Origin of the sequence: Chryseobacterium ginsenosidimutans, from assembly GCF_039536845.1 — a bacterium.
GTDB lineage: Bacteria > Bacteroidota > Bacteroidia > Flavobacteriales > Weeksellaceae > Chryseobacterium > Chryseobacterium ginsenosidimutans_B.
The window spans coordinates 813,744-827,471 of record NZ_BAAAZJ010000010.1 but is presented as its reverse complement, the minus strand read 5'-3'; the positions used below and the strand labels follow the sequence as shown (position 1 = coordinate 827,471).

Below are 13,728 nucleotides of genomic sequence, written 5' to 3'. Positions count from 1 at the left end.
TTCAAATTTATTTTATATATAATGAATATTTAAAAATTCGCCTAAACCCTTGATTTACTCCTAATTGATGATTCTATTTTCAGATTTGGTTAAAAAGTGTAAATTAGCGACCATCTAATTATTCAATTTTTATGGACTTTAATTTATCAGAAGAACAGCTGATGATTCAGCAGGCAGCAAGGGATTTTGCACAAACCGAACTATTACCGGGAGTTATTGAAAGAGACCGAGACCAGAAATTCCCGACTGAGCAAGTAAAGAAAATGGGAGAAATGGGACTTTTAGGAATGATGGTTGATCCTAAATATGGTGGTGCAGGAATGGACAGCGTTTCTTATGTTCTGGCAATGGAAGAGATTGCAAAGGTTGATGCTTCTGCAGCTGTTGTTATGTCTGTAAATAATTCATTGGTATGTGCAGGGCTTGAAAAATTCGCTTCTGAAGAACAGAAAGTGAAATATCTTACACCTCTTGCTAGCGGACAGGTAATCGGAGCTTTTGCTTTATCTGAGCCAGAAGCTGGTTCTGACGCTACTTCTCAGAAAACTACAGCAGAAGATAAGGGAGATTATTACCTTTTAAATGGTATCAAAAACTGGATCACAAATGGTGGAACTGCATCTTATTATGTTGTAATTGCACAGACTGATCCTGAGAAAAAACATAAAGGAATCAATGCATTTATCGTTGAAAGAGGTTGGGAAGGTTTCGAAATCGGGCCAAAAGAAGACAAATTGGGAATCAGAGGAAGTGATACTCACTCTTTGATCTTTAATAACGTAAAAGTACCGAAAGAAAACAGAATCGGTGAAGATGGTTTCGGATTCAATTTTGCGATGGCTGTTTTGAACGGTGGTAGAATCGGTATCGCTTCTCAGGCTTTAGGTATTGCTGCAGGAGCTTACGAATTGGCTTTAAAATATGCTAAAACAAGAAAAGCTTTCAAAACGGAAATTATCAATCACCAGGCGATTGCTTTCAAATTAGCGGATATGGCAACTCAGATCACGGCGGCAAGAATGCTTTGCTTCAAGGCGGCTGTTGAAAAAGACGCAGGAAAAGATATTTCTGAAAGTGGAGCTATGGCAAAATTATATGCTTCTCAGGTTGCGATGGATACTACAATTGAAGCTGTACAAATCCACGGTGGATACGGATATGTGAAAGAATATCACGTAGAAAGAATGATGAGAGATGCAAAAATCACCCAGATTTATGAAGGAACTTCTGAAATTCAGAAGATCGTTATCTCAAGAAGCATTGCAAAGTAATTGCTTAATCATAATGAAATAGTAAAAGGCTCTCAATTTGGGAGCCTTTTTACTTTCACACGAACCACAAAATATTAATAATATATGTATTACTTTTTATTACTTAATCTATCTGTTTGATTAGAATTTTACATTGAAGTTAAATTAACTTTGGATATCTTCTTGTTATTCTTTTTTATTACATTAAAATTAGGAATAAGAATTTTTCAAAAAACGAAAATTTGATTAAAATATTATTAAAATAAAAATCCATCACTGGGATGGACTTCGAAATTTAATTAGAATCATTGTTTGTTGTGTTTTTACCTCTCCTTTTATAAAAGTAATATCCAATGCCAAGAATTAAAAATAATGGCCACAACGGAAGTATAAACAGTACAATAGACATAATGACTTCCCAACCTGAGGAGATTGCCGTGAAAGATTTTTCACCAAAGGTTTTAGGCTCTTTATTTTCCGAATAGTCGCCGGTTTTTCCATAAAGTGTAACGTCAACTTCACACATGGTATTTTGTACAAAATCCTGTCCGGAAAGCTCAATACTTTTATTTTCAACTTTCCCAAGGTTGTAACTTAGATCTTCCATCAAATCATCAAATTTTTGAATCGGAACTTTTACTTTTAAATAAGCAATTTTCTTTTCGTCGTTATTTAATGAAATATTTTCACTCCTCACGAAACCGTCATATTTTGAAACTTCTTCTTTTACAATTTCTTTTGCGGTTTCGGCATCGTCAACAGTAAGTTCAAGAACTCCGGTTTTTACTAATTTATTTTTCGGAACATTCAGTTCGTAATTTTCGTTTTTGGGTTGGTCTTTGTAAACAATTTTCGTTTCCTTAATCACCTTTGGGGCAGGAACATTCACTATAATTTTTTCTTCTTTTTTAGCTGAATCTTTTTTGGTTTCAAGCTTAACAGATGAAATTTTTTCAGATAAAGAATCCACAATTTTTGAAGTGTTCTCAATTTTGTCTTTTACTTCATTTTTGGCGTTTTCAAAATCTTTGATTTTCACGTTTGCAGAATCCAAAGCGGCGCTTGCCTGATCGCTTACATTATTTAATTTTTCGGAGGCAACAGAAATTGCGCTATCTGCAGAATCTGCAGTACTTTCCAGTTTAGAAACAGCCGACTCTCCCTTTTTACACATAATGAACGTGCTTGATACAGCAACGAGTAATATGAACTTTTTCATAACATTAATTTTTTCGATGAAGTAAAATTAGGAGGGAAGTTTTTGTAAAGATTGTAAAGGAGTTGTTTTGCTTGTGTAAATTTGTAATTGGTTGATTTTTAAATTTTTGTAAAATAAAAATAGGCTGTTTTACAAAGTTTTTTTGAAAATATAAACATTACAAAGTTTATTTAGAATCTAATTTCTTTATTGATTTTAAATCTGTTTTGTTGAAAAATCGCAAAGACGCAAAGAATTTAAATAATTTGGTTTTGTTTAAGAGAACACTTCGAGAGGCTCAGTGTGACAAAAGATTTTCATCTAAATGGAATGACAGAAAATTTTATCGAAGATAAAATCCTTGCGCCTTACAGCATTATATTAATTTTAATTGTTGTGCCTTTGTGATTTTCCAACGATTAAATTTAAGGCAAATAAAAAATCCGCAGAAAAATTTTCCACGGATTATATAATTACTATAGAATGTAATATTTCTTATTCATCAGACATAGAGTCCCAGAAATCACTATCCATTTTCTTAATTTCTATTAATTGCTCTACTTGCATTCCAAGTCCGAAATTATAAATGTATTCAGCTAATTTAATTCCGTCAATTAACACTACAGTTGTATTCCCATAAAGATTTTGAACATACTCGATTGCTCCTTTTGAAAAATAAGATGTTGTAATAAAAACACCTTTGTTTGATTGTGCAACCATTAAAGCTCCTACAAATTTTTGTATTTCTTCTCTTCCTATTACCAATTCTCTCTTATATCTTTTTGCCTGAATATTGATTCTCCCAAATCCCAAAATATCTTCTTTTATTATTCCATCAATACCTCCATCATTAGATTTTTTAGTTATTAAACCAGAATCTTTAATCTCTCCACCGTAACCCATCTTTTGTAATAATAAAACCACAAGTTTTTCAAATGATGATGGACTTTTACTTAATATAGTATTTAAAATTTCATCATAAACTGTATCGCGAATTTTATTGAAAGAATTATATAGTTTTTCCTGCGGAGTTAAATTTTCTACCTTATTTTCGGTTATTTCAATTGGAGAAATCTCCAATTCTTTTTTTTGTTTGTAACTTTTTTGAACTGATTTTTCTACATAAGACGACAGTTTTTCTGGACTTTGTAACAATTCTATTCCTTTTGAATTTATTTTAAATAATCCTCTTCCTGGCTTTTCAAGTAAACCTGCTATATTCAAATAGCTTAATGCCCAAGAAATTCTATCGTAAAAAATATGTCCATTTCCTGAAGGATACATTTCATTAATTTCATCATTAGTAAGAGAAAACTCTTTTGCTATGGGTTCAATAAAGTCTTTTAGTTTGAGAATTTTACCATCAGATAAAATTTTAAGAACCGGTAATTGGATTTCGTTATATTTTGGTATTGCCATTAGTTTTTATTAAGATAGTAATCAAATATACAATAATTATAAAAAAATAAAAATCCGCAGAAAAAATTCCACGGATCTATATTTAAAGCTAATTATTTTTTAACTAAGCATTCTGAAACTCACTGATAAAATGCAGCTTCACATTCGGGAATTTCTCCTGCGTCATGTGAATTGTGAAAGAAGAATCGGCAAGGAAAACCAATTGATTGTATTTATCTCTCGCCAAAAACCTCTGCTTCAATCTCGCAAATTCTTTGAATTCATCAGACTTTTCATCTGCTTCAATCCAACAGGCTTTGTGCATAGAAAGTGGTTCGTAAGTACATTTTGCGCCATATTCATGCTCCAGACGATATTGGATAACCTCATATTGAAGGGCACCAACAGTTCCGATAATTTTTCTGTTGTTCATTTCAAGTGTAAATAACTGGGCAACACCTTCATCCATCAACTGATCGATGCCTTTTGCTAGCTGTTTTGCCTTCAAAGGATCATTATTATTAATATATCTGAAATGTTCCGGAGAGAAACTTGGAACACCTTTAAAGCTAAGTTTTTCACCTCCAGTCAACGTATCACCAATTCTGAAACTTCCCGTATCGTGAAGTCCGACAATATCTCCCGGGAAACTTTCGTCTACCACTTCTTTTTTATCTGCAAAGAATGCGTTTGGAGAAGAGAATTTCATTTTTTTGCCTTCTCTTACCAATAAATAATTTTCGTTTCTTTTGAAAACTCCTGAAACAATTTTCACGAAAGCGAGTCTGTCTCTGTGTTTCGGATCCATGTTTGCGTGAATTTTGAAAACAAATCCTGTAAAAGTACTTTCTTCAGGCTTTACCAAACGGGTGTCGCTTTCTTTTGGCTGTGGCATCGGAGCAATATCGATGAAGGCATCCAATAGTTCACGAACTCCAAAATTATTTAATGCTGAACCAAAGAAAACCGGTTGCAAATCACCTTTCATATAATCCTCACGATTAAATTCCGGATAAACGGATTGAACCAGATCAAGTTCTTCTCTTAAGTTTTTTGCAGCTTTTTCACCAATAACTTCATCAATTGAAGCATCATTAATATCATCAAACTTAATCGCTTCACCAACTTTCTGTTTTTTCTCTTCTAAGAATAGCTGAATATTGTTTTCCCAGATATTATAAATTCCCTGGAAATCAGCTCCCATACCGATTGGCAAAGAAAGCGGACAAACCGTTAATCCTAATTTCTGCTCAACTTCATCCAGCAAATCGAAGGCGTCTTTACCTTCACGGTCAAGCTTATTAATGAAAACCAACATCGGGATATTTCTCATTCTGCAAACCTGAACCAGTTTTTCAGTCTGTTCCTCAACTCCTTTTGCAACGTCGATAACAACGATTACGGAATCAACCGCAGTTAAAGTTCTGTACGTATCTTCTGCAAAATCCTTGTGACCCGGAGTATCCAGAATGTTGATTTTGTGATCTCTGTATTCAAAAGCCAACACGGAAGTTGCTACGGAGATCCCTCTCTGTCTTTCAATTTCCATGAAATCGGAGGTTGCTCCTTTTTTTATTTTATTGGATTTTACCGCACCCGCTTCCTGAATTGCACCCCCGAAAAGCAACAGCTTTTCCGTAAGAGTGGTTTTTCCGGCATCGGGGTGAGAGATAATTCCGAAGGTTTTTCTTTTTTCTATTTCTTTGATTAAGTCTGACATATCGTATTTTGAAGTTGCAAAAATCGTGAATTTTGTCGAATCCTGAAAATTTGATTTTGTTTAAACACAAACGGCACTAATTTAATACGAATAAGCACTAATTTTATTTAACCACAAAAGAAGCAAAAGTTAATTTTTAAAGCTTTGCGCTTAGATTTAAAAAAGCACACAAAATAAAAATCAAAAATTTTTTAAAAACTAATGTGAACTTCTCTGTAATAAAAATGTAAACTTAGTTAAACTAAAGTACAAAAATCTTTTGTGACTTTTGTGGTTAAAAAAGCTTATCTGGTTTGTGAAATTTGTGTAAATATTTGTGTAATTAGTATTTTAAAGTTTTCATTTTAAGCAAACAAGCCAATCCCAAACCCACAAAAACCATTGCCGCACTGAAAGGAAAAATATAACTCATTCCATAAATATCTGCAACACCGCCAATCAAAGGACCTGCAACACCAAGTGAAAGATCGATAAAAAGTCCGTAACCCGCCAATGCAGAACCTTGATTTGACGGAGAAACGCTCTTTATTGCAACAACACCTAATGCAGGAAAAATTAATGAAAATCCTAGACCCGTAACTCCAGCTCCAACGAGAGCCATTTGTGAATTGGTAGCACAAGCAATAACCAAAAGTCCGATGGTTTCTACCAAAAGACAGGCGATTGCCACTTTTATTCCGCCATAATTATTAATGACATTACTGAAAACCAATCTTCCCGCAACGAATAATCCTCCAAAAACACTTAAACATAAAGCGCCGTTATTCCAGTGAAAATAATTGTAATACAAAGTGATAAAGGTAGAAATACTTGCAAAACCAAGACCTCCCAAAGCGAGACAAACTCCAAACGGAGCTACTTTTCCCAAAACTTTCCAGAAAGATTGAGATTCTTTTTGATTACTATTGGTTTTATTTTCTTTCGTTCTGGCAAAAAGAAATCCTAAAATTCCTAGTATAATAGAAAGAACTCCAATGCCATAAAGACTGAATTTTTGTTCAATGAGTATTCCGAGAGAAGCTCCGATTGCCAAAGCTCCGTAACAGGCAACGCCATTATAAGAAATGATTTTTGCCGTATATTTTTCTCCGACTGCCATAATTGCCCAATTGATAGGACTTGCGCCAATCATTCCTTCTGCACAACCAGTGAGTAAACGTGTAACCACAAGGAATGTAAGACTGATGAAAGGGGAGAATTTAAAATAATAAGCAATAATTAAAAAGATCCCTGTAAGAGAAAAACTTAGCATACTGAATAATACAGCAGGTTTCGGACCTTTCCCGTCAATGATTTTCCCGGAGTATGCTCTCAGAAAAAATGTAGACACATATTGTAAACTAATTACCAATCCGGCAACAACCAAACTAAAACCTAAATTTTTATTAATAAAAATCGGAAGAACAGACAGAGATAATCCTATAATGAAATATCCTACAAAAGTAAAACACACATAAGTAATCAAGGATAAGTTAACATTCTCTGACCGATTTACTAAATTATCCATGTGAAAAAATTAAGCTGCAAAGTTACTTCATAAAAATAGCTTTGTAGGGAAATTTAAATTAAAAAAATATAAAATTTGTCAGGTTTTTCAGTTCAAAGTTTTTCCGGAATTCTCTTTTCTGATAATTTGAATTATCTTTGTTTTCAAATAAAATCAATGGCAGATATGGAAAACAAATATCCTAAATTTACATTTACATGGATCGGAGGTCTTGTTTTGTTGGCGGGATTATTTGTGGGAACAACGATCACTTCTTTTTTTAATGTTTTCTGGATGTTTACGTTCAAAGAGAATCTTCAGTATAAAGATTGGTTTTTCATGATTTCTAATGCGACTGGATTTGTTGGGGCAATTGCTTTTTTTGATTTTTTTATTGTAAGAAGAACGACGGGAAAGAAGCTTAATTTCAATTTTTCACCTACAAATTTTTACACCTATCTTCTGATTTTTCCAATGATGATCGGGATGATGTTCGTTTCAGAATTCATTACGGCTCAAATTCCTACAACAGGACCATTTTTTGGTAAGTATTACGAATTTTTCACTCAGTTAATGGAAAAATTAACCGATGATCCGGTTGTGATGATCATTACGGCTGTAATTTGTGCTCCCATTTTCGAAGAAATTATTTTCAGAGGAATTATTCAAAAAGGATTTATGAATAAAGGTGTTGAACCATGGAAAGCAATTGTTTTTTCATCCATTATTTTTGGGTTAGTTCATGCAAATCCCTGGCAGTTTGTTGGGGCGGTCTTGCTAGGCTGCGTTTTAGGATTGGTTTATTACAAAACAAAATCATTGCTTTTGCCGATGCTGTTACATGGTTTTAATAATTTATGCTCGACATTATTAATAATATATACTAAAAACGAAAGTTTCGCAGATGCTTTTAAAGTTTCAGAATGGATTATATTGACAATCGGAATTGTACTTTTTTTATTGTTTTATTATCTTTTTACCAAAAAATATAGAGTTCATTATTCTGAAATTTAATTTAAACACTAATTACACAAATGTTTTCACAAATTTCACAAGATTTATTGGTGTTTATTTGTGTAAAAAATCCGTGCGATTTGTGTTTAAACAAAAAATAGAAATTAAATAAATGAAATTGAATATGGAATTACTGGTAGCAACCCACAACATACATAAAAAAGAAGAAATCCAGCAGATTTTAGGAAACGAATTTGTCGTAAAGAGTCTTACTGATTATAATATTCATGAAGAAATTGTAGAAGATGGAGATTCTTTCAATGCGAATGCTTTGATTAAAGCTAAATATTGCTTCAAAAAAACAGGAATTCCAAGTTTAGGTGATGACAGCGGTTTGGTTGTAGAATCTTTGGACGGCAGACCCGGAATTTTTTCCGCACGTTATGCAGGTGATCACGACTTTGCAAAAAATATCGAAAAAGTATTGAATGAAATGGAAGGCATTGAAAACAGAAAAGCTTATTTCATCACGGTTTTATGCTATTATGACCAAAACGGAGCAAAATATTTCGACGGCAGGGTTCACGGAAATTTATTGACAGAAAATAAAGGTTTCAAAGGTTTTGGCTACGATCCGATTTTTGTTCCGGAAGGTCACAAAATGACTTTTGCGGAAATGAATCCTGAAGATAAAAACAGAATCAGCCACAGAAAACAGGCTTTGGATCTGTTCCTGGATTTTTTGAAAGTAAAAGAATGATTTTTAGGTTAAGATTAAGGTTTAAGCTAAGTTTTAACTTAAGTTTCAGTCTAAACCTTAATCTTAACCTAAATCCGTACATTTGTCATTATAATAAACAATTAATTTGAGTACTTATTTAACGATATTAGGCTTTAACTCAGCGATTCCTACGATCAATTCTTCTCCGACTGCACAGTTTTTGGAAATGGAAGAAAGATCTTTCCTGATCGATTGTGGAGAAGGAACTCAGGTTCAGTTGAGAAAGGCAAAAGTAAAATTTTCAAGGATAAATCATATTTTTATTTCGCATCTTCATGGGGATCATTGTTTTGGTTTACCGGGATTAATTGCGTCTTTCAGATTGTTGGGAAGAGATACTCCGCTTCATGTGTACGGTCCGAAAGGGATTAAAAATATGTTGGAAACGATCTTTACAATTACCGAAACGCATCGGGGTTTTGAAGTGGTTTATCATGAATTGGATAAGAATTATTCCGAGAAAATTTACGAAGATAATAGAGTAGAGGTTTATACAATTCCTTTAGATCACAGGATTTACTGCAACGGTTATCTGTTTAAAGAAAAACCGAAAGACAGACATCTGAACATGAAGGAAATTGCAAAATACAGTGAGATAGAAACTTGTGATTATCATAATATAAAAGCAGGAAAAGATTTTGTACTGAGTGACGGGTATGTTCTTAAAAATGAAATTCTTACCCTTGAACCGGCTCCTCCTGTTTCATATGCATTCTGCAGTGATACAAGATATTTGGAAAGCGTAATTCCCATCATTAAGAATGTATCGGTTTTATATCATGAATCTACATTTTTGCATGATCTGAAAGAAATGGCAGATTATACAGGTCATACAACGGCTTTGGAAGCGGCTACAATTGCTCAGAAAGCTCAGGTCGGAAAGCTGATTTTAGGACATTTTTCCAATAGATATGGGGATTTGACTGTGTTTACGGACGAAGCAAGAACAGTTTTCCCAAATTCATATTTACCAAAGGCTTTAGAGCCAGTGAAAATTTAAAAAAATGATGTTGAAATTTGAAGAATTAAAAGTCTTCTTAGATGAAAAGGCAGATCAGTACAATCATCCCGATTTTATAGAAAATGATCCGCTGCAGATTCCGCATCGTTTTTCTTTGAGACAGGATATTGAAATTGCCGGATTTTTGACAGCTACAATTTCTTGGGGAAACAGAAAAGCGATCATAAAGTCAGCGGAGAAAATGCTTGATATCATGGGGAATTCTCCTCATGATTTTGTGCTGAATTATTCTGAAAAAGATCTAAAGCAAATTCAGGATAAAAGCATCCACAGAACTTTTAATGGGGAAGATTTTACCTATTTTATTAAGCAGTTTAACAGAATTTATAAAGAAAATGAAAGTCTTGAAAGTTTATTTAAAGTAAATGATTCAGAAATTAATTTTTCTCATGCTATTGAAAGATTCAGAAGCGAGTTTTTAGGAATTGAGAAGCACAGAACTCATAAGCATGTAAGTTCACCTTACAAGAACTCTTCTACAAAGAGAATCATCATGTTTCTTCGTTGGATGGTTCGTAAAGACAAACGCGGAGTGGATTTTGGTATTTGGGAAAACATAGATCAGAAGTATCTTTCGATTCCGTTGGATGTGCATACAGGAAATATTTCGAGAAAATTAGGATTGATTTCAAGAACTCAGAATGATTGGAAAACGGTAGAAGAACTTGATTTTGTCATCAGAAAATTTGACGATAAAGATCCTGCAAAATATGATTTTGCGCTGTTTGGATTAGGAGTGACCAAAGAATTATTTTAAAGCAATACACAATGAAAAATAACGAGGAAAAAATTGAAGTTTTAGAAAAAATTGCCAACGGAATTACATGGTGGATCGGTTCTATCCCGTCATTGATTGCGCATACTTTGTTTTTTATGATTTCATTCCTGTTGCCTTTGCTTCATATTGTGGAATTTGATAAGATGCTGTTGATCCTTACAACAGTTGTTTCTCTGGAAGCGATTTATCTGGCAATTTTTATCCAAATGTCGGTGAATAAAAGCCATGAAAAGATTGAAGACATCCAAGAAGATATTGAAGACATTCAGGAAGATATTGAAGAGATCAGCGAAGATATTGAGGAAATCAGTGAGGACATTGAAGAGATCAACGAAGACATTGAAGATATTCAGGAAGATATTGAAGAAATCAATGAAGATGAAGACGAAGAAGACCATAGTGAGAGAGCAAAAAATGTTATGCTGAAAAGTAATGTAAGCTCAAATAAGAATGAAATAAAATCTTTAAAGGATAAAATTGAGGAGCTTCAGAATAAAATTAACGAGCTTAGAAAAGAATAAACAAATAAGTGATAATTATATTTTAATAAATAATATATATTGAGGGGCTGATAAAATTATCAGTCTTTTTTCATTATTTAGATAAATTATCTTCTAATTATTAAGATTGTAAATAATTTAAATTTTTGACAATAATAATGCTTTATTTGTCCATATTTAAATAAAAAAAGTAGTATTTTTGAACAAACAACGACAAAATGTTAAATTATAGACTAAAAAACTACCTTTTATCTTTACTGACATTGGCTGTTTCTACTACAGTATTTTCTCAAAGAAAAGCCCCCAAGAATATTGTTACTTCGATTAATAATAAGGCTGGGGTTTTTATAGATGTAAATGCTGCGGGTTATGCACCTTCTAATTACAGTGCCGAACAGCTTGTGAAAGATATTCTTATCAACGGAGGGTCGACCTGTTCGGTTCCCAATGTAACGAATGTAACGGTTACTCCCAATCAACCGACAACTAATAATGACAGGTTTTGGGGATATTTCCATAAAGGAACTACTAATTTCCCTTTTACAGATGGTATTGTTTTAACTACAGGTCGTGCCAGAGAGGCAGGAAATGTAGCGTCATCTGTAAGTACAAATGTCATTGGTGCCGGTATGGATGATCCTGATCTGGTAGCAGCAGTTCCTATCACCAATCCTACTGATCATTATAATGATAATGTAATGCTGGAGTTTGACTTTGTACCAAACTCTAACCAGGTGAAGTTTAATTATCTTTTTGCTTCCGAAGAATATACAGGCAGTTACCCATGTCAGTATTCTGATGCATTTGCTTTATTGATCAAACCGGTTGCCGGAGGTCCTTATGTAAATGTGGCTGTTTTACCGGGGACGGCAGGACCTGTAAGTATGACAAATATTCACCCTGCTATTGCAGGAGGTGGAGGATGTCCTGCTATCAACGAAATATATTTTGCAGGATATAATACTGCTTCTAATATTGTAACAAATTACGAAGGAAGAACAGTTCCTTTAACAGCAACTGCCAATGTTACACCGGGAGTTGCTTATCATTTTAAAATGGTCTTGTCTGATTATAGAGATACGGGGTATGACTCTGCCGTATTCATTGAAGGAGGATCTTTTGATATAGGTATTAAAATTGTTGACGGAAATGGAGTAGTTTTACCGAGTACACTTAATATATGTGATAATATTCCACAAACTTTGGTTGCTCAGGTTTCTGCTATACCAGGAATGACGTATCAGTGGTATAAGGACGGAACGATTATCAATGGTGCTACAAATGGTACTTATGTCGCAACTTCGCCCGGAGTATATGAAGTAAAAGTTTCTGTGCCGGGAAATAACTGTCCGGGATCTGCAACAATAACAATTGTCGGAGGAACAACACCTCCTGCACAAAATGCAACGCTGAAACTTTGTACAACACCTTCTCTTTTGACATTTAATTTAAATACTGCAACACCGATGATCACAAGTTCAACTTCTGCAGTTGTGCATTATTATGTCAATCAGTCGGATGCAGTTGCTCAAAACAGTAATTATCTTAGTGCATCAGCAATGAGCAACTATCCCGGTACAGATGGACAAGTATTATACGTTGTTGTTTCAAACGGATCTTTTTGTAGTAAAATGGTTACCTTAACATTGAACAAAGAAGCAACACCTATTGCTCAGCTTACCGCTACAAAAGTGAGAATATGCGCAGGCGAATCTACAACTTTAACAGCTGCTAACGGAGTAACTTATCAATGGATAGGATTAACCGGAACAGGTGCTACGCAAACAGTTTCTCCAACTCAAACAACGACATATTCGGTATATGCGATTGGTGCACAGGGATGTAAATCTTTACAGCCAGCTTCTATCGTGGTAGAAGTTGTTCCCGCAATTACGTCAAACCTTTCCGGAGGAATGATCTGTCAGGGTGATGTAATTACTTTAGACGCCGGAACAGGACCGAACTATCATTATACATGGAATACAGGTGATACAACACAGACTATCTCAGTAGGAACACCAGGGACTTATTCTGTGGTAATTAATAACGGTGTTTGTACAAAGGAGTTTAAAACACAGGTGATCCAGGCGATTATTCCGGAAATTATTAATGTAAATTATAATGAAAACGGAACGATGGTGCTTACAGCAAGTAACCCAAGCAACGGACCATTAGAATATTCAATTGATAATGGTCTTACTTGGCAGAATTCAAATACATTTACGAATGTCCCTAGAAACATTATTGTTTCTATCAGGGTAAGAGTGAAGAAAACAAGTTGTGTAGGATTCTTACAATATTTCACATTTGTAATGCAGAATGTAATCACTCCGAACGGAGATAATATTAACGATATTATTGATTTTAGAGGAGTGAATCAATATAAAGACTTCAAGGCATCTATTTTTGACCGTTACGGAAAAGAAGTTTATAAAGCGAGCAGCTTACAGCCTTATTGGGATGGATATTTTCAGGGAAAACGTCTTTCCACTTCATCTTACTGGTATCAGGTAAGTTTTGAAGATCCAGCAAGCAAAAAACCGGCACTGAAAACCGGTTGGATACTGCTGAAAAACCTTGACTAATATTTTAAGCTATATTAAAAAAAGACCGACAATTTGTTGGTCTTTTTTTCGTTTTTA

The 13,728-nt window shown here is 34.0% G+C and carries 11 protein-coding genes; 7 read left to right on the top strand and 4 right to left on the bottom strand.

Annotation, left to right across the window (positions count from 1 at the left end; all coding sequences use genetic code 11):
* Positions 1 to 131: 131 nt before the first annotated feature.
* On the top strand, positions 132 to 1,271 hold the full coding sequence (locus tag ABD745_RS15660; RefSeq protein ID WP_344831950.1) for an acyl-CoA dehydrogenase: 1,140 nt from the start codon (positions 132 to 134) through the stop codon (positions 1,269 to 1,271).
* 274 nt (positions 1,272 to 1,545) lie between these two features.
* On the opposite strand, the gene ABD745_RS15655 is transcribed toward ABD745_RS15660, so the two are convergent.
* The 4 genes from ABD745_RS15655 to ABD745_RS15640 form a co-directional block, all read right to left on the bottom strand.
* Entirely contained in the window at positions 1,546 to 2,469 is a 924-nt protein-coding gene (locus ABD745_RS15655; RefSeq protein ID WP_344831946.1) for a DUF4349 domain-containing protein, read from the bottom strand.
* Between the two features lie 474 nt (positions 2,470 to 2,943).
* Positions 2,944 to 3,867 carry a restriction endonuclease gene (locus ABD745_RS15650; RefSeq protein WP_344831944.1) on the bottom strand — a complete coding sequence of 308 codons (924 nt, stop codon included), beginning with the start codon at positions 3,865 to 3,867 and terminating at the stop codon, positions 2,944 to 2,946.
* Between the two features lie 103 nt (positions 3,868 to 3,970).
* Positions 3,971 to 5,566, bottom strand: coding sequence for a peptide chain release factor 3 (locus ABD745_RS15645; protein WP_344831940.1), 1,596 nt, complete (start codon positions 5,564 to 5,566; stop codon positions 3,971 to 3,973).
* A gap of 322 nt (positions 5,567 to 5,888) precedes the next feature.
* A complete protein-coding gene (locus ABD745_RS15640) occupies positions 5,889 to 7,073 on the bottom strand; it encodes an MFS transporter (RefSeq protein ID WP_344831937.1) in 1,185 nt (394 codons plus the stop codon).
* Between the two features lie 156 nt (positions 7,074 to 7,229).
* On the opposite strand from ABD745_RS15640, the gene ABD745_RS15635 reads away from it, so the two are divergent.
* The 6 genes from ABD745_RS15635 to ABD745_RS15610 all read left to right on the top strand — a co-directional run bounded on the left by ABD745_RS15635 (position 7,230) and on the right by ABD745_RS15610 (position 13,671).
* Positions 7,230 to 8,066 carry a CPBP family intramembrane glutamic endopeptidase gene (locus ABD745_RS15635; RefSeq protein ID WP_344831935.1) on the top strand — a complete coding sequence of 279 codons (837 nt, stop codon included), beginning with the start codon at positions 7,230 to 7,232 and terminating at the stop codon, positions 8,064 to 8,066.
* 124 nt (positions 8,067 to 8,190) lie between these two features.
* Entirely contained in the window at positions 8,191 to 8,766 is a 576-nt protein-coding gene (gene rdgB, locus ABD745_RS15630; protein WP_425549803.1) for an RdgB/HAM1 family non-canonical purine NTP pyrophosphatase, read from the top strand.
* 106 nt (positions 8,767 to 8,872) lie between these two features.
* Positions 8,873 to 9,787 carry a ribonuclease Z gene (locus tag ABD745_RS15625; protein WP_344831932.1) on the top strand — a complete coding sequence of 305 codons (915 nt, stop codon included), beginning with the start codon at positions 8,873 to 8,875 and terminating at the stop codon, positions 9,785 to 9,787.
* A 7-nt stretch (positions 9,788 to 9,794) separates the two neighbouring features.
* On the top strand, positions 9,795 to 10,565 hold the full coding sequence (locus tag ABD745_RS15620) for a TIGR02757 family protein (RefSeq protein ID WP_425549810.1): 771 nt from the start codon (positions 9,795 to 9,797) through the stop codon (positions 10,563 to 10,565).
* An 11-nt stretch (positions 10,566 to 10,576) separates the two neighbouring features.
* Positions 10,577 to 11,107 carry a DUF1003 domain-containing protein gene (locus ABD745_RS15615; RefSeq protein WP_344831929.1) on the top strand — a complete coding sequence of 177 codons (531 nt, stop codon included), beginning with the start codon at positions 10,577 to 10,579 and terminating at the stop codon, positions 11,105 to 11,107.
* A 197-nt stretch (positions 11,108 to 11,304) separates the two neighbouring features.
* Positions 11,305 to 13,671 (top strand): choice-of-anchor L domain-containing protein, encoded by a 2,367-nt coding sequence (locus ABD745_RS15610; protein WP_344831926.1) that lies wholly within the window; start codon positions 11,305 to 11,307, stop codon positions 13,669 to 13,671.
* Positions 13,672 to 13,728 lie beyond the last annotated feature (57 nt).